Here is a 22,132-nt window from a genome sequence, read left to right as displayed (position 1 = left end):
GGGGAGTGAGCTGGTGAGGGTTCTGGCGGCGATGTCGGGCGGGGTGGACTCCGCCGTGGCGGCGGCGCGCGCGGTGGAGGCCGGGCACGACGTGACCGGCGTGCACCTGGCGCTGGCCCGCAACCCGCAGACCTACCGCACCGGCGCCCGGGGCTGCTGCACCCTGGAGGACTCCCGGGACGCCCGCCGCGCCGCCGACGTGCTCGGCATCCCGTTCTACGTCTGGGACATGGCCGACCGGTTCCACGAGGACGTGGTGGACGACTTCGTGGCCGAGTACGCGGCGGGCCGTACCCCGAACCCGTGCCTGCGCTGCAACGAGAAGATCAAGTTCGCCGCGGTGCTGGACCGGGCCGTTGCCCTGGGCTTCGACGCCGTGGTCACCGGCCACCACGCGCGGCTCGGCGCGGACGGCCTGCTGCGCCGCAGCGTCGACGCGGCCAAGGACCAGTCGTACGTCCTCGCGGTGCTCACCCGCGCGCAGCTCGACCGGTCGATCTTCCCACTCGGCGACTCGACGAAGGCCGAGGTGCGCGCGGAGGCCGCCCGGCGCGGCCTGGCCGTGGCGGACAAGCCGGACTCGCACGACATCTGCTTCATCGCCGACGGCGACACCCGGGGCTTCCTGTCCCAGCGGCTCGGCGAGGCGCCCGGCGAGGTGGTGGACGCGCTCACCGGCGCGGTGGTGGGCAGCCACACCGGCGCCTACCAGTACACCGTCGGGCAGCGGCGCGGCCTGCACCTGGACCGGCCCGCCGCGGACGGCCGGCCGCGCTACGTGCTCTCCATCACCCCGAAGACCAACACCGTGACGGTCGGCCCGGCCGAGGCCCTGGAGGTCGCCGAGGTGCGGGCCACCCGTCCGGTCTGGACCGGCGGCACGCGCCCCGACGGGCCGATCGAGTGCGAGGTGCAGCTCCGGGCGCACGGCGACGTGGTGCCGGCGACCGTGTCGTTGCACGCCGACGGGCTGCACGCCGACCTGCGCCGCCCGGTACGCGGGGTGGCCGCCGGCCAGGCGATCGTGGCGTACCGCCCGGACCCCGCCGGCGATGTCGTCCTCGGCTCGGCCACCATCACCGCCTAGAGCCCGCGGCGCGCGCGGCGGTGGATAGGCTGCGGCGGTGAGTGAGACCACCTGGCCGTGGGGAGTGGGCACGGCGACGGGGATCGGGTCGTTGCCCGGCACCGACGTCGCCGAGGCGCAGCGGATCGTGCTCGGTGAGCTGCCCGCCCTGCCGCACCTGCCGGAGCTGCCCGCCCGGGGCCCCGGCGCCGACCTGATCGGCCGCACCGGCGGCCTCCTCGTCGAGCTGCCCGTCGAGCTGTACGCGGCCCGCTGGCGGATCGCCCCGCGCCCCGGCCGCGACCTGCGCCGCGCCCGGGATTTGATGGAACGCGACCTCGACCAGCTCGCCGAGCAGGCCGAGGAGTACGCCGGCCCGGTCAAGGTCCAGGCCGCCGGCCCGTTCACCCTGGCCGCCTCGCTGGAGCTGCCGATCGGCGGCCGGCTGCTGCGCGACCCCGGCGCGGTTCGGGACCTCGCCGGCTCGCTCGGCGAGGGGCTGCGCGGGCACGTGGCGGCGGTGGCCCGGCGACTGCCCCGCGCCACGGTGCTGCTCCAGCTCGACGAGCCGTCGCTGCCCGCGGTGCTGGCCGGCCGGGTGCCCACCGAGAGCGGCTTCGGCACCCACCGGGCGGTCGGGTCCGAGGTGGCCCGCACGCTGCTGCACGACGTCATCGAGGCGGCCGGCGTACCCACCGTGGTGCACTGCTGCGCGCCGGACGTGCCGCTGGACCTCATCCGCACCGCCGGAGCCGTCGGCGTCGCCCTCGACCTCGACCTGGTCAAGGATCTGGACCCGCTCGGCGAGGCCATCGACGCCGGGCTCGGGCTGCTGGCCGGCGCCGCGCCCGCGCTGCCGCCGCCGGCCGGTCGCGCGCCGACCTCGGCCCAGGTCGCCGAGCGGGTACGCCGGGTCTGGGACCAGCTCGGCTTCCCCCGACGCCGGCTCGCCGAGCAGGTGGTGGTCACCCCCGCCTGCGGCCTGGCCGGGGCCACCCCGGCGTACGTGCGGACGGTCCTCGCCGCCTGCCGGGACGCCGGCCGCCGGCTCGCCGAGGACTGAGGTTTCCTGTCGTACGTCCGGGGCAGGATGACCGGCATGATTGGACAGCTGCGTTCCGTGGTGATCGACTGCCCCGATCCGCGCGCGCTGGCCGGCTTCTACGCGGAGCTGCTCGGCCTCCCGCTGATCGAGGAGAACTCCGACGGTGACGACTGGGTGGTGCTCGGTGGCCGGCCCGGTCACCAGCCGCGTGTCGCCTTCCAGAAGGCGCTCAACCTGCGTGCCCCCGAGTGGCCGGACCCGGAGCGGCCGCAGCAGTTCCACCTCGACGTGACGGTCGACGACATCGAGGCCGCCGAGAAGGCCGCGCTGGCCCTCGGCGCCCGCCGGCTGCCCGGCGAGGGGGAGGGCTTCCGGGTCTACGCCGACCCGGCCGGGCACCCGTTCTGCCTCTGCTGGGACTGACCGGGCGGGTCTTGCGCGGGCGGGGCATGATCGCCACCGTGATCGACTCCGCCCCGCGCCGCGCCGCCGGCTCGCTCTTCGGCCTCGCCTACGGCGACGCCCTGGGCAAGCCCACCGAGTTCCTCACCGTCACCGAGATCGTCCGCCGCTACGGTCCGGCCGGCCCCCGCGAGCTGACCGGCGACCCGGCGCTGGTCACCGACGACACCCAGATGGCGCTCGCCGTGGCCTGGGCGCTGCACGACGCCCCGGCCTACACGGCGGAGGCGGTGGAGCCGTTGCTGCGGCGGCGGTTCCTCGACTGGGCGGTCAGCCCGGACAACAACCGCGCGCCCGGGATGACCTGCCTGCGCGCCTGCGCCGAGCTGGAGCGGGGCACCCGCTGGCAGGAGGCCACGGTCGCCGGTTCGAAGGGCTGCGGCGCGAACATGCGGGTCACCCCCGTCGGGCTGCTCGACGTCGACCTCGACACCCTGGCCGGGCTGGCCCAGCTCCAGGCCGGCCTGACCCACGGCCACCCGACCGGCCTGGCGGCCAGCGAGCTGACCGCGTACGCGGTCCGGCTGCTGCGTGACGGCGCCACGCTGCCCGACCTGCCGCGACTGCTCACCGACCGGGCCCAGGACCAGCGCACGGTCTACCGGGCCGACTGGCTCGGCGACCTGTGGCGGCGCGCGGACGACCGCACGCCGGAGGAGTTCATCGCCCGGGGCTGGGACGAGTGCCTGCGCGTGCTCGGCCGGCTCGACGCGGCACTGGCCCGCCCCGACGACGGCGGCGACCCGTGCCGGCTCACCGGCGAGGGCTGGATCGCGGAGGAAGCGCTGGCCACGGCCCTGCTCTGCGCCCTGCGGCACGCCGACGACCCGGTCGGCGCGCTGGCCCGCGGCGCAACGACGGCCGGCGACTCGGATTCCATCGCCGCCCTGGCCGGCGCCTTCGTCGGTGCCACCTACGGCATGGCTGCCTGGCCGGCCGACTGGTCCACCCGCATCGAGTACGCCAACCAACTCGCCACCCTCGCCGCGCCGCTCGACTGACGGCCGCCCCCGCACGCCGCCGACGGACTCACTCGGTGGCCATCCACCGCGTCCTATTCCCTGGTGCGTTCCGGATGCATGCCATCGACCATGTCGTGCCCGGGCACCTGGATGCAGTGCGCCCCCGGGTCCGCCCCGCAGACCGGGCAGGGCCGCCAATCCGCGATCGGGCCGGGATCGTGCCCCAGCTCACGAGCCATGTGGCTGATTTCCACCGCCGCCCGGTGCAGGCTGTCGTCCCGGTGCCGGGTGGCGGCCCGATGGACGTCGCGCACCGCGTTCTTCGCACGCTCCTCCAGGGGCTCGGACATGGCAGGCGTGGTTCCCGGGAGATGCGACCTGAAACCGACGCGGCTGAGCTGCTGGTTGCACGGGTCAGGCGGTCAGGTGGGGGAGGCGGCGGATGCCGCGCCAGAGGTCGGGGTCGCAGGCGCCGGCCCGGTCCCCGAACGCGGCGAGGGGCACCGGGATGGGCTCGCTGATGTCCAGGAAGCTGTCGTGGTCGGCGTCCGGGTCCCAGCTCCGGGTGGGGATCGGCAGGTGGTCGTCCCGGTCCGACTTGTCCTGACTGGTGATCTTGAGGACGTCGGCGACCTGGCTGTCGACCCGCAGCACCAGGCAGGGCCGCACCTTCGAGCCGGTCCCGTCGGCGTAGGGCACGTCCGCCCACCAGATCTCCCCTGGCCGGGGCCCCTCCGCCGAGTCCTTCCCGGCGCGCCGAGGCCGCGGCGGCGCCCCGGTACGCCCGCGCGCCGGCTTCCCGCCGGGCCGGCCGCCGTCGGGGCGACCGTCGGGCCGGGAGCCACGGCCCCCCGCGCTCCGACCCGCCCCGGTGGACCGGTCCGCGGCCCGGCGTCGCCACTCGCCCCACAGCCAGCCGGCCGCGACGCAGCCCACGATCACCGCCGCCCAGATCAGCGCGTCGCGCATCCGTACTCCTGCCTCTCGCCACTGCCGGCGAACCACCGCCCGGCGATCCTCGCACGCCAACCACCCCACCACCTGGCACCACGACCCGCCCCCGGCCCGCAACCCGCTGGTCGATCATGAGGTTGGCGGGGTGGAATGTCCGCTTCGGTGCCGCCGACCTCATGATCGACGGGGAACGGGACGACGGGGCGGGAGCGGTTGTCGGGCCCGCCCGCTACCGTGCGGGGGTAGCACGATCACGGGAGGTCGACAGCGGTGTCCGAAGGCGGCAGGGTGTCCGAAGAAGCGATTCCCCAGACGGTCAGCGCCGCGCAGGAGGCGGCGGCGGGCGCCGAACCGACCCCGGAGGCGCGGGAGCGGCACGCGACGCTGAGCCAGGAGCTCACCGAGCACCAGTACCGCTACTACGTGCTGGACGCGCCGACCATCTCCGACGCCGAGTTCGACAAGCAGTTGCGCGAGCTGGAGGCCCTGGAGGAGGAATACCCGGCGCTGCGCACCCCCGACTCGCCGACCCAGCGCGTCGGCGGCACCTTCTCCACCGACTTCACCCCGGTGGCCCACGCCGAGCGGATGCTCTCGCTCGACAACGCCTTCGCCGACGAGGAGTTGGCCGCGTGGGCCGAGCGGGTCGAGCGGGACGCCGGCGGCCCGGTGCCCTACCTCTGCGAGCTGAAGGTCGACGGCCTGGCCATCAACCTGACCTACGAGAAGGGGCGGCTGGTCCGGGCCGCCACCCGGGGCGACGGGCGCACCGGCGAGGACGTCACCGCCAACGTACGCAGCATCCGGGACGTGCCGGCCCGCCTGACTCCCTCCGACGACTTCCCCGACGTGCCGGAGTTCCTCGAGGTGCGCGGCGAGATCTACTTCCCGGTGGCCGGCTTCGCCGACCTCAACGCCGGCCTGGTCGAGCAGGGCAAGGCCCCGTTCGCCAACCCGCGCAACGCGGCCGCCGGCAGCCTGCGGCAGAAGGACCCGCGGATCACCGCCTCCCGGCCGCTGCGACTCGTGGTGCACGGCATCGGCGCCCGGCGGGGCTTCCAGCCGGCCGCCCAGTCCGAGTCCTACGCGGCGCTCAAGGCGTGGGGGCTGCCCACCAGCGACCGCTGGCGCGTGGTGCCCGACCTGGCCGGGGTGGCCGAATACATCGCCTACTACGCCGAGCACCGGCACGACGTCGAGCACGAGATCGACGGCGTGGTGGTCAAGGTCGACCCGGTCTCCATCCAGGGGCGGCTCGGCTCGACCAGCCGCGCGCCGCGGTGGGCCATCGCCTTCAAGTACCCGCCGGAGGAGGTGACCACCAAGCTGCTCGACGTCGACGTCAACGTGGGGCGCACCGGCCGGGTCACCCCGTTCGCCGTCCTCGAACCGGTCCGGGTGGCCGGTTCCACGGTCGCCCTGGCCACCCTGCACAACGCCCGTGAGGTCGAGCGCAAGGGCGTCCTCATCGGCGACACGGTGGTGCTGCGCAAGGCGGGCGACGTCATCCCCGAGGTGCTCGGCCCGGTGGTCGACCTGCGTCCCGCCGACGCGCGCCCGTTCGTGATGCCCACCACCTGCCCGGCCTGCGGCACCCCGCTGGCGCCGGCCAAGGAGGGCGACGTCGACATCCGCTGCCCCAACTCGCGCAGTTGCCCGGCGCAGCTGCGGGAGCGGGTCTTCCACCTGGCCGGCCGGGGCGCCTTCGACATCGAGGTGCTCGGCTACAAGGGCGCCGCCGCGCTGCTCGACGCCGGGGTCATCCACGACGAGGGCGACCTGTTCGGCCTCGACGCCGAGCAGCTCTCCCGCTCCCCGTTCTTCGTCAACAAGGACGGCAGCCTCGGCAGCAACGCCACGAAGCTGCTCGACAACCTGGCCGTGGCCAAGGAACGCGAGCTGTGGCGGGTGCTGGTCGCGCTCTCCATCCGACACGTCGGCCCGACCGCGGCCCAGGCGCTCGCCCGGCACTTCCGCTCGGTCGAGGCCATCGACGCGGCGAGCGAGGAGGAGCTGTCCTCGGTGGACGGGGTCGGCCCGACGATCGCGGCCAGCATCAAGGAGTGGTTCGCCGTCGACTGGCACCGCGAGGTGGTGCGCAAGTGGGCCGAGGCCGGCGTACGGATGGCCGAGGAGGCCGGCGAGGAGGGCCCGCGCCCGCTCGACGGGGTGACGGTGGTGGTCACCGGCACGCTGGCCGGGTTCAGCCGCGACCAGGCGTCCGAGGCGATCCAGAGCCGGGGCGGCAAGGTCACCGGCTCGGTCTCCAAGAAGACCGGCTTCGTGGTGGTCGGCGACAACCCCGGGTCCAAGGCCGACAAGGCGGCCGACCTGAAACTGCCGATCCTCGACGAGGAGGGCTTCCGGGTCCTGCTGGAGTCCGGCCCGGACGCGGCCCGGGAGGTGGCCCGCACCGAGGGCTGACCGCCCTCGTGTCACTGCCTGGCGCGTATTCCAACTTAATTACGACTACGACCGATTCGTGACTGTCGTGTCGGGGAAATCGGCACCGAGGGCGTTTCATTGGCGTACGGCGTGTGACGGCGCGCGCCAGGGCCGATCCCGGGAGGTGCGATGGAGACCGGCGACCCGCGAAACTCCGTCCCGCCCGGGCGGACCGGGCCGTTCTTCGGCTTCGTCAGCGTGGTCGGCGTCGTGGCCCTGCTCGTCTCGGCCGGGCCGCTGGCCGCGCTCCCCGACGAGCTGCCCCACCTGCCGGCCGCCTTCTGGACGATGGCGGCGCTCGCCGTCGCCTGCGACGCCCGCCCGTTCGTGCCGCCCGGGCGACGCCAGACCTCGGCGGTGTTCCCGTCGACCTGCTTCACCTTCGCCATCCTGCTCGGCTGGGGGCTCGGGCCGGCCGTCGCGGTGCAGGCCGTCGCGGTGGCCGTCTCCGGCTGGCGGCTCGGCTACGCCGGTTGGCGCACCGCCTTCAACGGGGCCCAGTACGCGTGCGCGCTGGCCGCCGCGTACGCGGTCACACGGCTCGGGTCGGGCGAACTCTTCGACGGCGGCCGGCTGCACTGGACCGACGTGGCGGCGGTGGGCGGTGCCACGGCGGCGTGGTTCGTGGTCAACTACGGCCTGGTCAGCTCCGCGATCCGCCTGCGGTTCGGCGACCGCTGGTGGCCCGCCGTCCGGCTCGGCCTGGCCTACGAGCTGCTCTCCACCGGCTCGCTGCTCCTGCTCGCCCCGGTGCTGGTGGCCGCCGCCCGGGCCAGCGCCGCCCTGATCCCGCTGGTGCTGGTGCCGCTGTTCGCGGTCTACCGGATGGCGCGGCTCTCCGCCGAGCGGGAACAGCTCGCCGACCTCGACCCCCTGACCGGGCTGCCCAACCGCAAGGCCCTGCTCACCGAGGTGGCCGAGCAGGTCCACCTGCACGCCGAGCGCGCGGCCCGCGGCGAGCCCGACGCCCACCTGGCCCTGCTGCTGCTCGACCTCGACCGGTTCAAGCACGTCAACGACGCGCTCGGGCACGCCGTCGGGGACCGGCTGCTGGTCGAGGTGAGCGCCCGGCTCATCGAGGTGGTCGGCGAGGAGGACCTGGTGGCGCGGCTCGGTGGCGACGAGTTCGCCATCGTCGTACCCCGGCTCACCGGCACCGACGAGGCGCGCGAGCGGGCCGACCGGGTGGTGGCCGCGCTCGCCGAGCCGGTGCCGCTGGACGGCCTGCCGCTGGACGTGGGCGGCTCCATCGGCGTCGCCCTCTTCCCCGAGCACGGCGAGGACTTCGCCACCCTGATGCGCCACGCCGACGTGGCCATGTACGACGCGAAGCACCGCAACGACACGGTCGCCGTCTACGCGCCCGAGTCCGACCACAACTCCGCCGAGCGGCTGAGCCTCCTCGCCGACCTGCGCCGCGTGCTGGAGTCCGGCCCGCGGGCCCCGGCCGAGGAGCCGACCGGCGTACGCGGCGGCGACGGCGCGACCCTCGCCCCGGCGCCCGGCCTGCCCGACCCGTCGGGGCGGCCCGCCCGTGCCGACGCCCTGCCCCGCAACGGGATGCGGGGGGCGCGACGCGGCGACGGGCCCGCGGACGGTTCCGGGGCGGCGCGGTCGCGCCGCACGCTGGAGCGGTCGGGTCGGTGGGGGCTGCGGCGGCGCGAGCGGGTCGAGGTGCGGCACGACGACGAGCTGATCAACCGGATCGTCACGGGCGCCGACCCGATCCGCCGCCGAGGCGCGCGCCCGGCCGCCGCACCGGGCGACGGGGACCGGCTCACCCCGGCGGCCGCGCCCGGTGACGGGGACCGGCTCGCCCCGGCCTCCGACGCTGGGGCAGCAGGCGTGGAGCAGGCCGAGGCGCCGCACGGCCGGCCCGCCGCGGTGCTCGGCGGCCCGGGCGAAACCGTGCCCGCCGGCCGTCGGGAGCACGGCGGTCCGGATTCGCCGGACGCCGGTGGACCGGCGGACGCCACGGTCGACGCCATCCCGGCGCCGGCCCGGACGGCGGATCGGCGGGGCACGGGCGGGGCCCGCCGCGGCGACGGGCTCGACGACCCGGCCGGGGACCCCGGCGAGATCACCATGTACTACCAGCCGCAGATCGCCATCGCGACCGGCGAGGTGGTGGGGGTCGAGGCGCTGCTGCGCTGGCGGCACCCGCGCCGGGGCATGGTCGATCCGGGAGAGCTGATCCAGGTCGCCGAGCAGAGCGCCGTGATGCGGCTGCTCACCCGCCGGGTGGTGGACGACGTGGTGGAGCAGGTGGCCAAGTGGTCGGCGGCCGGCCTCACGCTGCGCGCCGCGCTCAACGTCAGCGTCCGGGACCTGCACACCGGCGAGATCGCCGACCAGATCGCGGACCGGCTGACCCGGTACGGCGTCCCGCCGGACCGGCTCCAGGTGGAGATCACCGAGGGCGCGCTGATGGCCGACCCGCGGCGGGTGCTGGCCAGCATCACCCAGCTGCACCGGATCGGGGTCGGCATCGCGCTGGACGACTTCGGCACCGGCTACTCGTCGTTGCAGCACCTGCGCCGGCTGCCGCTGTCCGAGGTGAAGGTGGACCGGTCGTTCGTGCTCGGGATGGCCGACGACCCCGACGACGCGGCCATCGTCCGGTCGATGATCGAGCTGGCCGGGGCGCTCGGGCTGCGGGTGGTGGCCGAGGGCGTGGAGGACGAGCGCACCTGGCGGCTGCTGCACGCGGCCGGCTGCGACGTGGCGCAGGGCTGGTTCCACGCCCGGCCCATGCCGGCCGAGGAACTCGTCACCTGGCTGTCCCGCTACCGCCCGGTCCACCCGGCCGTGGCGGCGGACGGCGACGGGCCGCGCCGCCCGCCCCGCTGACCGTCAACCCGGCCCCGGGCCGGCGCTCATCGCCAAACCGGCCCCCGGGGCCGGGACCGCTCACCGGCAACCCGGGCCGCGGGCCGGGACCGCTCACCGGCAACCCGGCCGCCCGCTGACCGGCGTCCGGCGGGCCGGCACCGGGAGTCGGAGGCGTCGACCCGACCGGAGGGCAATAGACTCGCTCCGGTCACCGCGCGTCATCGTCACCGGCGAGCGCGCGGCCGGCACACCGCAGACGCAGCAGGACAGCCACGAAGGGGGCACCCGATGGCCGCCATCTCCCGCGAGGAGGTCGCGCACCTCGCGCGACTGTCGCGGCTCGCCGTCACCGAGGAGGAGTTGGACGTCTTCGCCGGCCAGCTGGACGTGATCCTCCAGTCGGTCGCCAAGGTGGGCGAGGTCGCCGCGGCGGACATCCCGCCGACGTCCCACTCGGTGCCGCTGACGAACGTCCTCCGCGAGGACGTGGTGACGCCGTGCCTGACCCCGCAGGAGGCGCTGTCGGGTGCGCCCGACGCCGAGGAGCAGCGGTTCCGCGTCCCGCGGATCCTGGACGAGGATGTGGCTTCATGACTGACCTGACCCGGCTCACCGCCGCCGAGATCGCCGGCCTGGTGGCGGCCGGCGAGACCTCCGCCGTCGAGGTCACGCAGGCCCACCTGGACCGGATCGCCGCCGTGGACGAGCGGGTCCACGCCTTCCTGCACGTCGACAGCGAGGGCGCGCTGGCCGCCGCCCGCGGCGTGGACGAGCGTCGGGCCGCCGGCGAGGACCTGGGCCCGCTCGCGGGCGTGCCGGTCGCCGTGAAGGACGTGCTCACCACGAAGGGCGTGCCGACCACCGTCGGCTCGAAGATCCTGGAGGGGTGGCGCCCGCCGTACGACTCGACGATCGTCGAGCGGCTGCGCGAGGCCGGCACCGTGATGCTCGGCAAGACCAACATGGACGAGTTCGCCATGGGCTCCTCCACGGAATACTCGGCGTACGGCCCGACCCGCAACCCGTGGGACCTGGACCGCATCCCGGGCGGCTCGGGCGGTGGCAGCGCCGCGGCGCTGGCCGCGTACGAGGCGCCGCTGTCGATCGGCTCGGACACCGGTGGCTCGATCCGCCAGCCCGGCGCGGTCACCGGCACTGTCGGCGCGAAGCCCACCTACGGCGGCACCTCGCGGTACGGCCTGGTGGCGTTCTCCTCCTCGCTGGACACGCCCGGCCCGTGCGCCCGCAACGTGCTGGACGCCGCGCTGCTGCACCAGGCGATCGGCGGCCACGACCCGCGCGACTCCACCTCCATCCCGGCCCCGGTGCCGGACGTGGTGAGCGCCGCGAAGCTGGGCGCATCGGGCGACCTGACCGGGGTGAAGCTCGGTGTGGTGACCGAGTTCACCGGCGAGGGCGCCGAGCCGGGCGTGATGGCCGCGTTCCGCGAGTCGGTGGAGGCCCTGGCGAAGCTGGGCGCCGAGATCGTCGAGGTCTCCTGCCCGCACTTCCAGTACGCGCTCCCGGCCTACTACCTGATCGCGCCGAGCGAGTGCTCCTCCAACCTGGCCCGGTTCGACGGCGTCCGGTTCGGCCTGCGGGTCGGCGACGACGGCAACCGGTCCCTGGAGGAGGTCATGTCGCTGACCCGGGAGGCCGGCTTCGGTCCCGAGGTGAAGCGGCGCATCATGGTCGGCACCTACGCCCTCTCCTCGGGCTACTACGACGCCTACTACGGGCAGGCGCAGAAGGTCCGCACCCTGATCACCCGGGACTTCACGGCCGCCTTCGAGCGGGTGGACGCGCTCATCTCGCCGACCACCCCGTTCGTGGCCTTCCCGATCGGGTCGCGCACCGCCGACCCCTACCAGATGTACCTGGCCGACCTGTTCACCATCCCGACGAACCTGTACGGCGGACCGGCCATCTCGGTCCCGTGCGGCCTGTCCGAGGGGCTCCCGGTCGGTTTCCAGATCATGGCGCCGACCATGGCCGACGACCGGATGTACCGGGTCGCCGCCGCGCTGGAGTCCACGGTCGGCACGTTCACCCCACCGGCACTGTGAGGCAGGAGCACCGATGACGACGACACTGCCCGCGTACGACGAGGTCGTGGCGCGCTACGAACCGGTGATCGGCCTGGAGACCCACGTCGAGCTGGGCACGAACACCAAGATGTGGTGCGGCTGCCCGACCGACTTCGGCGGCGAGCCGAACACCCGGGTCTGCCCGGTCTGCCTGGGTCTGCCCGGCTCGCTGCCGGTGGCCAACAAGGCGGCCATCGAGGCGGCCATCCGGATCGGCCTCGCGCTGAACTGCTCCATCGCCGAGTGGTGCCGGTTCGCCCGGAAGAACTACTTCTACCCGGACATGCCGAAGAACTTCCAGATCAGCCAGTACGACGAGCCGCTGTGCGTCGACGGCTACCTGGACGTCGAGGTCAACGGCGAGACCGTGCGGATCGGCATCGAGCGGGTGCACCTGGAGGAGGACACCGGCAAGACGCTGCACGTCGGCGGCGCCACCGGCCGGATCCACGGCGCCACCGAGTCGCTCGTCGACTACAACCGGGCCGGCATCCCGCTCGTCGAGATCGTCACCAAGCCGATCCCCGGCACCGGCGCGCTCGCCCCCGAGGTCGCCCGGGCGTACGTCACCGAGCTGCGCGACGTGATCCGCTCCCTGGGCGTCTCCGACGTCCGGATGGAGGAGGGCTCGCTGCGCTGCGACGTCAACACCTCCCTGAACCTGCCGGGCGAGGAGTGGGGCACCCGCACCGAGACCAAGAACGTCAACTCGCTGCGCTCGGTCGAGCGGGCGGTCCGCTCGGAGATGCTGCGCCAGGCGTCGGTGCTCGACGCCGGCGGCACCATCACCCAGGAGACCCGGCACTTCCACGAGGACACCGGGGACACGACGCCCGGCCGGTCCAAGGAGACCGCCACCGACTACCGGTACTTCCCGGAGCCGGACCTGGTCCCGCTGGCGCCGGACACGGCCTGGGTGGCGGAGCTGAAGGCCGCCCTGCCGGAGCTGCCGCGGCTGCGCCGCAAGCGGATCCAGCAGGACTGGGGCCTGTCCGACCTGGACATGCAGTCGGTGGTCAACGCCGGCGCGGTCGAGCTGATCGAGCGGACCGTGGCCGCCGGCGCCACCCCGGCCGCCGCCCGCAAGTGGTGGCTGGGCGAGCTGTCCCGGCGGGCCAACGAGACCGGCGTGGAGCTGTCCGACGTCGGGGCCACCCCGGAGCAGGTCGCCGAGCTGCAGGGCCTGGTCGACGCCGGCAAGCTCAACGACAAGCTGGCCCGCGTCGTCCTGGAGGGCGTGGTGGGCGGCGAGGGCTCGCCGACCGAGGTCATGACCAACCGTAACCTCGAGGTGGTCTCCGACACGGGCGCGCTGACCGCCGCCGTGGACGAGGCGATCGCGGCCAACCCCGACGTCGCCGACAAGATCCGCAGCGGCAAGGTCGCGGCGGCCGGCGCACTGGTCGGCGCGGTCATGAAGACCACCCGCGGCCAGGCGGACGCCAAGACCGTCCGCGAGCTGATCCTGGCGCGCCTCGGCGCCTGACGTGCAAGGAAGGGCCCCTTCTTAACGCCTCGTGCATAGGAAGGGGCCCTTCCTAACGCCTCACCCCACCCCCGCTGAGGGCGTCAACGGCGACGCCCGGATGGAGTCACCGTGAACCAGCACGACCTCGACGTCCTCGACGAGATCCAGCGGCGGGTGCTCTGGCTCGCCACCCGCATCGTGGACGCGGCCAACCACGACCGGAACACCGGCGACGGGGTGAAGGTCGGCGGCCACCAGGCGTCCAGCGCTTCACTGGTGACCGCGATGACCGCGCTCTGGTTCGCCCACCTGGACGCCGAGGACCGGGTCGCGGTCAAGCCGCACGCCTCGCCGGTCTTCCACGCAGTCCAGTACCTGCTCGGCAACCTGGACCGGTCCTACCTGCCGAGGCTGCGGGCGCGCGGCGGGTTGCAGTCGTACCCGTCCCGGACCAAGGACCCGGACGCTGTCGACTTCTCCACCGGCTCGGTCGGCCTGGGCGCCGCCGCGCCGCTGTTCGCCGCGGTCACCCGCCGCTACGTCGACGCGCACTTCGGCGCGCGGCCGCACTCCCGGTTCATCGCCCTCATCGGCGACGCGGAGCTGGACGAGGGCAACATCTGGGAGGCCGTCGCCGACCCGGCCACCACCGGGCTGGGCAACGTGATGTGGCTCGTCGACTTCAACCGCCAGTCGCTGGACCGGGTCGTCCCCGGTGTGCGGATCAACCAGTGGCGCGGGCAGTTCGAGGCCGCCGGCTGGCACGTGGTCGAGGTCAAGTACGGGCGCAAGCTCGCCGAGGCGTACGAGCGGCCGGGCGGTGCGGCGCTGCGCGACTGGATCGACCTGATGCCCAACGAGCAGTACCAGTCGCTGTTCGGGCTGGCCGGGCCGGCCCTGCGTAAGCAGTTCCTGGACGGCGCCCCGGCCGAGGTGGCCGCCTTCGTGGCGGACATCCCCGACGACGAGCTGGGCCCGCTCGTCACCGACCTGGGCGGGCACGACCTCCAGGCGATGCTCGACGCGTACGCCCAGTGCGACGCGGTCACCGACCGGCCCAGCGTCGTCTTCGCCTACACGGTCAAGGGCTGGGGGCTGCCGATCGCCGGCAACCCGCGCAACCACTCGGCGCTGCTCACCACCGAGCAGGTCGACGCGCTGCGCGCGGCGCACGGCCTGACCCGCGACACCGAGTGGGACCGCCTCGACCCGGCGTCCCCGGCGGGCATCCGGGCCGGCGAGCGCCGGGAGGCGCTGTCCCGCGCGCCGCGCGAGCGGGCGCTGGGGGTCACCGTCCCGGAGACCACGAAGGTACGCGTGAACAAGCCGGTCTCCACCCAGGAGGTCTTCGGTCGGGTGCTCGTCGACCTGGCCCGCGACCCGAAGGTGGCGCCCTACCTGGTCACCACCGCGCCGGACGTGGCCACCTCCACCAACCTGGCCGGGTTCATCAACAAGACCGGGGTGTTCGCCCCGACCGAGCAGCGTTCCTGGACCGAGGACCGGATGCTGCGCTGGACGGAGACCCCCGCCGGGCAGCACATCGAGCTGGGCATCTCCGAGATGAACCTGTTCCTGCTGCTCGGCCAGCTCGGCCTGTCGTGGGACCTGTCCGGGCAGCCGCTGCTGCCGGTGGGCACTGTCTACGACCCGTTCGTGCTGCGCGGCCTGGACGCGTTCCTCTACGGCACCTACTCCGGCTCCCGGTTCGTGGTCGCCGGCACCCCGTCGGGCATCACCCTTGCCCCCGAGGGCGGCGCCCACCAGTCGACAATCACGGCCTCCGTCGGCCTGGAACTGCCCGGGGTGACCTTCTGCGAACCCGCGTACGCCGGCAGCCTCGACTGGCTGCTCTGCGACGCGCTCGGCCAGATCGCCGGGGGAGCGGCGCCGGCCGCCACCGCCGCGCCCGCCGAGGACGGTGCGTACTACTTCCGGCTCAGCACCCGGCCGATCGACCAGGCGCCGTTCGAGGCGGCGCGGGCCCGGCTCGGTGACGCGGTGCTGCGCCGGCAGGTGGTGGCGGGCGCCTACCGGCTCGTCGACGCGCACGTGGCGTACCCCCACCTGGCGGACGCCCCGGTCGTGCAGCTCGCCGCCTCCGGCGCGGTGCTGCCGGAGGTCCTCGCGGCCGCCGCGGAGCTGGCGGAGGAGGGGGTCGCGGCGCACGTGGTCGACGTGACGAGCCTGGACCGGCTCTACCGGGCCTGGCAGCGGACGCTGCGCCAGGGCGTGCGGACGGCGACCGTGCCGAGCGTGCCCGGCGCGCTGCGGTCGGCCTTCGCCGACCGGGTGCCGGTGGTCACCGTGCACGACGCGGCCTCGCACGCGATGGCCTGGCTCGGCTCCGCGCTCGGCGCCCCGGCGGTCCCGCTAGGCGTTGACGAGTTCGGCCAGTCCGGCAGCGTCGGCGAGCTGTACGAGCTGCACGACCTGCTGCCCGGCAGCATCGTCAACGCCGCGCTGGCCGCCCTCTCCCTGCGCTAGGGCGTCAGCCGGTGGGGCTCGGCGTCGCGGTCGGGCTGCCGGTCGGGGCGGGCGACACGGGCCCGCCCCGGGTCGGCGTCGGGGTGACCGGCACCTGGTCGCCCTTCTTCGGGTCCTGGATGATGTGCCGTTCCAGGTTGACCTGCGACTGCCCGGTCCCGCCCACGGTGATGTCGTCGTACGCCTGGAGCAGCTTCTGCTGGTCGAAGTAGAGCACCGACATCGACAGCGGGGTGGGCTTCTCGCCCTCCAGGCCGCGCAGCCCGGCGCCGCCGGTGGAGCCCTCGACGAAGAGCTGGGTCGGCTGCTTGTCCGGCACCTGCGGCAGCTTCGACACCTGCCGGGCGTGGGTGTGCCCGGCCAGCACCAGCGGGCAGGTGCCGGAGAGCGGGCCGGCCGAGGCCGGATCGTGCACCAGCGCGATGTTCACCGGCTTCGGCGAGGCCTTGACCGTGGCGGCGAGCTGCTCGCCGGCTCCGATCACCTGGTCGGCGACGACCTTGGTGAGCCCGCTGCCGGCCGGCGAGGTCTCCTTGTCCGGGGTGAACCGGGGGTCGCCGATGCCGGCGATGGTCAGCCCGGCGACAGTGGTCGTGGAGTTGTCCAGCACGACGGCGTTCGGCTGCGCGGCCACCGCGGCGGCCGTCTTCGCCGAGTCGTGGTTGCCGCGGATGTAGACGTACGGCTTCTTGAGCAGGCCGATCGAGCCGACGAAGGACGCCTCCGGCTCGCTGCCCCAGTCGGTGATGTCGCCGGTGTCGATCACCACGTCGATGTTGAACTGCTCCACCACCGTGCGGATGAGCTGCCAGCCGGTCGGGTTGAGGTGCATGTCGGAGACGTGCAGCACCCGGGTGGTGCCGGGCGACGGCTGGACCACGGGCAGCGCGGAGACCGTGGTGTAGAGCTTGCTGACGTTGCCGACCAGCCGTTGCAGCTGCTCGGCGTACTTGGTGTAGTCGTTGGCGATCCGCCGCGCGTCACCGACGATGGCCGGCGCGTTGACCAGCAGCCCCTCGTAGCGTGGCTCCTCGATCGCCTGCGGCCGGATGGTGGCGGCGGCCAGGCCGAGGCTGCCGGCGGTGACCGCCAGCGCCAGCCCGCCGGCCCAGGCCGTCCGGCGCGCGTCGCGGAAGACCAGCCCGGCCAGCAGCAGGGTGGCCAGCACCGCCGAGCCGACCGTCTTCAGGCCGAGCCGCATCACGCCGGCCCGGACGTCCTCGACCGCCGACTGGCTGGCCCGGCTGATGCTCGCCGGATCGTCGATGAGCGCCTCGGTGCGCCGCTGGTCGAGCGCGCCCAGCTCGACGGTCAGGTACGCCGGCCCGTCGTGGCTGTCCAGCAGCAGCGCGCCCAGCGGCGGGATGTCGACGGTGGTGCCGCCGCTCAGCGACGGGCTGAGGTTGAGCTGGGCGCGGAACGGCCCGATGTCGGTGCCCACGTGCCCGCCGGCGTAGGTGCCGGCCACCACGCCGGCCAGGGTGACCACGAGGAGGGCCAGCACCACGCCGAGCCGGCGCAGGGCGTTGCGCGGCCGCCATTGTCGGCGGGCGCGGGCGTCCTCCGGGGCCGCCTCGTCCGCGGCGCCGTGCTGCTCGTTCTCCTGGCCGTCCATGCTGAGATTCTGACCTGCCCGTAGAAGGATCTTGGCAAACCCGCCGGATGCGGATCAGCTTCGTCCGGCGCCGCCGTCGGCGAAGACCAGCCGCAGGATCCGGTCGTCGTCGCCGGCCGGTTTGCCCCGCCCGTCCCGGTTGGAGGTGCTCACCCAGACCGACCCGTCCGGTGCCACGGCGGCGGCCCGCAGCCGGCCGTACCGGCCGGTGAACAGTTCGCGCGGCTGGCCGAGCACGGTGCCGTTGCCGGCCAGCCCGACCAGCCAGAGCCGCTGCCCGCGCAGGCAGGCCGTGACCAGCAGCCGCTCCACGGCCGCCAGGCCGGAGCAGGAGGCGTCGCCGGTGCGCCACTGCACGATCGGGTTGACGTAGCGCTTGTCGTCGCCGCGCCCCTCGACCTGCGGCCAGCCGTAGTTGCCGCCCTTGTTGATCTGGTTGATCTCGTCCCAGGTGTTCTGGCCGAACTCCACGGCGAACATCTTCTTGTCCGGCGTCCAGGCGAAGCCCTGCACGTTGCGGTGCCCGGTGGACCAGACCGGCGAGCCGGCGGTCGGGTTGCCCGGTGCGGGCTTGCCGTCCCGGGTGATCCGCAGGATCTTGCCGCCGAGGCTCTTCGGGTCCTGCGCGTTCGCGGTGCGCCCGGCGTCGCCGGTGCTGGCGTAGAGGAAGCCGTCGGGGCCGAAGCCCAGCCCGCCGCCGTTGTGGTTGCCGGCCTTCGGGATGCCCGTGAGGATCGGCGTCGGCGGCCGGCCCAGCTCCAGCTTCGCGACCCGGTTGTCCGCGGCGCTCGTGTAGTAGACGAAGACCGTGCGGTCCCGGGCGTACGCCGGGGAGACCGCGATGCCGAGCAGGCCCCCCTCGCCGGCGGCGGCCACGTCCGGCACCGTCTGCACCACCCGGACGGTCATCCCCTCCGGCCCGGACTCCGGGCCGACCTGGAGGATCCGCCCGCTGTCCCGCTCGGTGACCAGCGCGCCGCCGTCGGGGAGGAAGGCGATGCCCCAGGGCACCGCCAGCCCCTTCGCCAGCACCGTGGCGACCACCTGCTGGCCGGCGCCCCCGGGGCTGGCCGAGGTGGACGGCGACGGGAGGTTGGGCGGCTCGCCGGCCGGGTCGGGATCCGGGTCGCCGAAGGCGCAGCCGGCGGTGCCCAGCAGCAGCGTCGCGCAGGACGCCGCCAGCGCCGCCCGCAGGCGGCCGGTGCGGGGGTACGGGGGACGCGACCTCACCTGGCCAGCCTAGCCGGGCCGGGTGGCGAACCGGGCTCGACGAACCGCCTCCGGGGCTCAGCGGGCGCGCAGGGCGAGCAGGGCGACGTCGTCCTCCCGCCGGTGGGCGGCGGCGACCAGCCGGTCGCAGAGGACCGGTAGGGGGAGTGACACGCCGTCGGCGAGCTGCTCGACCAGGGCGGCCTGCCCCTCGTCGATCGGCCGGTCCCGGCGCTCGATCAGCCCGTCGGTGTGCAGCAGCAGGGTGTCGCCCGGGGCGAGGGTCAGCTCCCGGCGCGTGCGTCGGGGCGGGCGGGCCAGGCCGAGCAGCGGTCCCCGCGTCCCGTCCAGCACCTGCACCGGCCCTTCGGTGGGAAGCAGCAGCGGCGGCGGGTGCCCCGCGTTGCACCAGGAGAGCCGGAGCCCGGGCGCGGCCGGGCGGACCCGGGCCAGAACGGCGGAGGCCACGGTCGGCACGGGCAGCCCCTGGATGGCCCGGTCGAGGTGGGTCATGAGCTCGTCGACCCGGTCGTCCCGCCCGTACGCGTCGCCGCGGACCAGGTTGCGCAGCTGCCCCATGGTCGCCGCCGCCTCGATGTCGTGCCCGGCCACGTCACCGATCGCGGCGATCAGCTCGCCGTCGGGCTGGACGAAGGCGTCGTACCAGTCGCCGCCCACCTCGACCCGGTCGGCCGCCGGCAGGTAGCGCGCGGCCAGCTCGACGCCGGGCACCACGGGCAGGGTGGGCAGCATGCTGTGCTGGAGCACCTCGGCGACGTGCCGCTGCTCGCCGTAGAGCCGGCTGTTGCCCACGGCCTGGCCCGCGCGGTGGCCGATGTCCAGCGCCGTGCGCAGGTCGCTCTCGTCGAACGCGCGCCGGGACGGGCCGTTGACAAGCGTGACGGCGCCGACGACCCGGTCCGGGGCCGCGGTGATCGGCACGGTGAGGTGCGAGCCGAAGCCCAGCCGGTCGGCCAGGGGCGCCAGTTCCGGCCGGGTGGTGCCCTGCTCCACGTCGGCCAGGGCGGCGGTGCCCCGCATGACGGGCCGTCCGGTGCGCAGCACCGACCGGATGATCGAGTCCGGGCCGAGGCCGGTGCTCAGCAGCCCGGTGAAGCGGTCCAGGTCGGCCGCCAGGGCCGGGTCCCGGTGCATTCCCGAGACGGTCCGCGGCCGGCCCGCCGGGTCGACCAGGGTGATCAGGCACCAGTCGGCGAGCAGCGGGACCATGGCCTGCCCGAGCCGGTCCACCGCCGTGGCCATGTCGAGCGTGCCGCCCAGCAGCTCGCTCAGCCCGGCCAGCATGGCGAGCCGGTCGTGCGCCTCCTCGGCGCGGCGGCGGGCCTGCTCGGCCCCCTCCACGGCGATCCGCAGCCGCAACTCCGAGGAGCAGGCGGCGGCCAGGTCGGCGAGGGTGCGCAGCTGCTCGCCCGTCCAGGCCCGCGGCTTGCTGTCGATGGCGCAGAGCGAGCCGAGCACGCGGCCGTCCAGGTCGGTCAGCGGCATCCCGGCGTACGCGACCACCCCGAGGTCCTCGATGGCCAGGTTGCGGCGTACGCGGGGGTAGAGGCGGGCGTCGGGCAGCACCATCGGCACCTCGACGTCGACCACGTGCTGGCAGAACGAGTGGCTCAGCGGGGTTTCCCGCCGCCCGGCCCACGGCTCGGGCAGCCCGGTGGCCCCGGGGAAGAACTGGCGGTCGGCGGTGACCAGGGAGACCAGCGCGACCGGCACGTCGAGCAGGTCGCCGACCAGCCGCGCGAACCTGTCGAACGCCTCGTCGGGCGCCGAGCCGAGCCGGGTCTCGGCGAGGGAACGCAGCCGCTCGGGGTCGGCCAGCGCCGGGATCGGCACGACCGCACGTCCGACGCCGTCCTCGCTCATGACCACCCGTCTTCGACATGCGGAGCGCCGGTCGGCGTTCCGCACTCGGTTATACCTCGCGCGGCCGACCGTCAACCCCGCCGAGCGGCGGTCATCACGGCCCGGCCGCCCGCGGCGCCGCGTACGACTATCGTCGGCGGTCGTGAAGGTATGGATCCCGCACCCGGCCGGCCGGAGCCTCCTCGGCGACCTGCCCGCGGGCGTCACCGTGGAACTGCTGACGGACCCCGCCCGGTTGCCGTCGTCCCCGTCCGACGTGCGGTTCTGGGTGCCGCCCTTCCTGGCCGGCCCGGACGCCGGCGCTCTCCTCGCCGAGCTGCCCGACCTCGCGGTGGTGCAGCTCCTCTCCGCCGGGGCGGACGCCTGGGTGGGGCGGGTTCCCGACGGCGTGACGCTCTGCGACGCCCGGGGCGTGCACGACTCGGCGACCGCCGAGTGGGTGGTCGCCGCGATCCTGTCCGCGCTGCGCGGCTTCGGCCCGCTGGCGCGCGCCCAGGGCCGCCGCGAGTGGGCGTACGACGAGGTGGCCCCGACCGACGAGCTGGCCGGCAAGCGGGTGCTGATCGTCGGCGCCGGCTCGATCGGCGCGGCCGTCCGGGCCCGGCTGGCCCCCTTCGAGGTGAGCTTCACCCTGGTCGCCCGGACGCCACGCCCGGCCGAGGAGGTGCACGGGGTGGATGAGCTGCCCGCCCTGCTGCCCGAGGCGGACGTCGTGGTGCTGCTGGTGCCGTTGACGGAGCAGACCCGGGGCCTGGTCGACGAGAAGTTCCTCGCCGCCATGCGCGACGGCGCGCTCCTGGTCAACGCCGCCCGGGGGCCGGTGGCCCGGACCTCGGCGCTGGTCGCCGAGCTGGCGTCGGGGCGGCTGCGGGCCGCGCTGGACGTGACCGATCCGGAGCCGCTGCCCGCCGACCATCCCCTCTGGGACCTGCCGAACGTCCTGCTCACCCCGCACGTCGCGGGCTCGGTCCGCGGCCTGCTGCCGCGGGCGTACCGGCTGGTGGGGGAGCAGGTGCGCCGGTTCGCGGCCGGGGAGCCGCTGGTGAACCGGGTGGTGGACGGCTACTGAGGGCTCAGCCCGCGGACTCCGGCAGCTCCTGCCCGGTGGCGGAGATCAGCCGGGGCAGGTCGGCGGCGCGTACCGCGGGGAGCACCAGCGTCTCGCCGTCGTCGAGCCGGGCGACCGCCCGGCCGCGTGCGTCGGCCGTGAGCTCGGCGACCCGCGTCCAGGGCACCCGCCGCTGCCCCACGAGGGCCCGCAACCGCAGCTCGCCGGGGTCCGCGTCGGTGCCGGCCCGCCACGCCCAGACGCCGAGCGCGAGCGGGATCAGCAGCACCCAGAGCAGCCACCAGCGCGCGGTGGCCAGCGGCAGCGCGCCGATGAACGCGACGATCGCGGCGACCAGGATCGCCTGGTTGTAGCGGAAACGGACGGTGTCGGCGCGGCTCACCCCACGATGATCCCACCCGGGAGCGGGCGCGATCCGGGCGGGCGGCGTCGCGTGGTCCGGCGCATTGGTGTGACGGGCGTCACGTGCTGTGTCGCGTAACCCAGGGTGTCCGGGATCGTTTATGGGCGTGGCCGCGCCGGTCCCCGTCCGGTGCCGGTCGTGCCC

Annotated in this window: 17 protein-coding genes; 11 read left to right on the top strand and 6 right to left on the bottom strand. The window is 74.8% G+C overall.

Features of this window, described 5'->3' with window-relative positions:
• Positions 1-13: 13 nt before the first annotated feature.
• Genes mnmA through GA0070603_RS13545 form a run of 4 tightly spaced genes read left to right on the top strand, consistent with a single transcriptional unit; the run spans position 14 to position 3,574 of the window.
• Positions 14-1,087 (top strand): tRNA 2-thiouridine(34) synthase MnmA, encoded by a 1,074-nt coding sequence (gene mnmA, locus GA0070603_RS13560; RefSeq protein WP_091312761.1) that lies wholly within the window; start codon positions 14-16, stop codon positions 1,085-1,087.
• Positions 1,088-1,124: 37 nt separating this feature from the next.
• The gene (locus GA0070603_RS13555; protein WP_091312756.1) at positions 1,125-2,129 is read left to right on the top strand and encodes a uroporphyrinogen decarboxylase/cobalamine-independent methonine synthase family protein; all 1,005 of its coding nucleotides are present in this window, start codon (positions 1,125-1,127) and stop codon (positions 2,127-2,129) included.
• Positions 2,130-2,165: 36 nt separating this feature from the next.
• Entirely contained in the window at positions 2,166-2,534 is a 369-nt protein-coding gene (locus GA0070603_RS13550; RefSeq protein WP_208862876.1) for a VOC family protein, read from the top strand.
• A 26-nt stretch (positions 2,535-2,560) separates the two neighbouring features.
• A complete protein-coding gene (locus GA0070603_RS13545; protein ID WP_091312749.1) occupies positions 2,561-3,574 on the top strand; it encodes an ADP-ribosylglycohydrolase family protein in 1,014 nt (337 codons plus the stop codon).
• A gap of 53 nt (positions 3,575-3,627) precedes the next feature.
• On the opposite strand, the gene GA0070603_RS13540 is transcribed toward GA0070603_RS13545, so the two are convergent.
• Together GA0070603_RS13540 and GA0070603_RS13535 are read right to left on the bottom strand one after the other, a co-directional pair.
• The gene (locus tag GA0070603_RS13540) at positions 3,628-3,885 is read right to left on the bottom strand and encodes a hypothetical protein (protein ID WP_091312744.1); all 258 of its coding nucleotides are present in this window, start codon (positions 3,883-3,885) and stop codon (positions 3,628-3,630) included.
• Between the two features lie 64 nt (positions 3,886-3,949).
• Positions 3,950-4,504 (bottom strand): type II toxin-antitoxin system PemK/MazF family toxin, encoded by a 555-nt coding sequence (locus GA0070603_RS13535; protein WP_091312741.1) that lies wholly within the window; start codon positions 4,502-4,504, stop codon positions 3,950-3,952.
• 273 nt (positions 4,505-4,777) lie between these two features.
• Between GA0070603_RS13535 and ligA the strand changes: the two genes are divergently transcribed.
• From ligA to GA0070603_RS13505, 6 genes are all read left to right on the top strand, one after another.
• Positions 4,778-6,913 carry an NAD-dependent DNA ligase LigA gene (gene ligA, locus GA0070603_RS13530; RefSeq protein WP_091312737.1) on the top strand — a complete coding sequence of 712 codons (2,136 nt, stop codon included), beginning with the start codon at positions 4,778-4,780 and terminating at the stop codon, positions 6,911-6,913.
• Positions 6,914-7,063: 150 nt separating this feature from the next.
• Positions 7,064-9,784, top strand: a complete 2,721-nt coding sequence (locus GA0070603_RS13525) for a bifunctional diguanylate cyclase/phosphodiesterase (RefSeq protein WP_091312734.1) — start codon at positions 7,064-7,066, stop codon at positions 9,782-9,784.
• A gap of 270 nt (positions 9,785-10,054) precedes the next feature.
• Positions 10,055-10,360, top strand: a complete 306-nt coding sequence (gene gatC, locus GA0070603_RS13520) for an Asp-tRNA(Asn)/Glu-tRNA(Gln) amidotransferase subunit GatC (protein WP_091312731.1) — start codon at positions 10,055-10,057, stop codon at positions 10,358-10,360.
• The gene (gene gatA / locus GA0070603_RS13515; RefSeq protein ID WP_091312728.1) at positions 10,357-11,832 is read left to right on the top strand and encodes an Asp-tRNA(Asn)/Glu-tRNA(Gln) amidotransferase subunit GatA; all 1,476 of its coding nucleotides are present in this window, start codon (positions 10,357-10,359) and stop codon (positions 11,830-11,832) included. The genes gatC and gatA overlap by 4 nt, the downstream gene beginning before the upstream one ends.
• A gap of 13 nt (positions 11,833-11,845) precedes the next feature.
• Positions 11,846-13,339, top strand: a complete 1,494-nt coding sequence (gatB, locus tag GA0070603_RS13510; RefSeq protein ID WP_091312724.1) for an Asp-tRNA(Asn)/Glu-tRNA(Gln) amidotransferase subunit GatB — start codon at positions 11,846-11,848, stop codon at positions 13,337-13,339.
• A 111-nt stretch (positions 13,340-13,450) separates the two neighbouring features.
• Positions 13,451-15,808, top strand: a complete 2,358-nt coding sequence (locus GA0070603_RS13505) for a thiamine pyrophosphate-binding protein (protein WP_091312721.1) — start codon at positions 13,451-13,453, stop codon at positions 15,806-15,808.
• 4 nt (positions 15,809-15,812) lie between these two features.
• Here GA0070603_RS13505 and GA0070603_RS13500 read toward each other — a convergent pair whose 3' ends face one another.
• From GA0070603_RS13500 to GA0070603_RS13490, 3 genes are read right to left on the bottom strand one after another with little or no spacing between them, the layout of a single operon-like run.
• Entirely contained in the window at positions 15,813-17,423 is a 1,611-nt protein-coding gene (locus GA0070603_RS13500) for a metallophosphoesterase (RefSeq protein ID WP_091312717.1), read from the bottom strand.
• A gap of 54 nt (positions 17,424-17,477) precedes the next feature.
• Positions 17,478-18,653, bottom strand: coding sequence for a PQQ-dependent sugar dehydrogenase (locus tag GA0070603_RS13495; protein ID WP_091312714.1), 1,176 nt, complete (start codon positions 18,651-18,653; stop codon positions 17,478-17,480).
• Between the two features lie 57 nt (positions 18,654-18,710).
• Positions 18,711-20,516 carry a SpoIIE family protein phosphatase gene (locus GA0070603_RS13490; RefSeq protein ID WP_091321918.1) on the bottom strand — a complete coding sequence of 602 codons (1,806 nt, stop codon included), beginning with the start codon at positions 20,514-20,516 and terminating at the stop codon, positions 18,711-18,713.
• A 142-nt stretch (positions 20,517-20,658) separates the two neighbouring features.
• Here GA0070603_RS13490 and GA0070603_RS13485 point away from each other — a divergent pair, with 142 nt between their 5' ends.
• Positions 20,659-21,585, top strand: coding sequence for a 2-hydroxyacid dehydrogenase (locus tag GA0070603_RS13485; RefSeq protein WP_091312712.1), 927 nt, complete (start codon positions 20,659-20,661; stop codon positions 21,583-21,585).
• A 4-nt stretch (positions 21,586-21,589) separates the two neighbouring features.
• Here the strand turns inward: GA0070603_RS13485 and GA0070603_RS13480 are convergent, their stop codons facing one another.
• The gene (locus GA0070603_RS13480) at positions 21,590-21,967 is read right to left on the bottom strand and encodes a PH domain-containing protein (protein WP_091312708.1); all 378 of its coding nucleotides are present in this window, start codon (positions 21,965-21,967) and stop codon (positions 21,590-21,592) included.
• Between the last annotated feature and the right edge of the window lie 165 nt (positions 21,968-22,132).

The sequence above is a fragment of the Micromonospora chersina genome, from assembly GCF_900091475.1.
Lineage (GTDB): Bacteria > Actinomycetota > Actinomycetes > Mycobacteriales > Micromonosporaceae > Micromonospora > Micromonospora chersina.
This window is presented reverse-complemented; position numbering and strand designations above follow the sequence as displayed.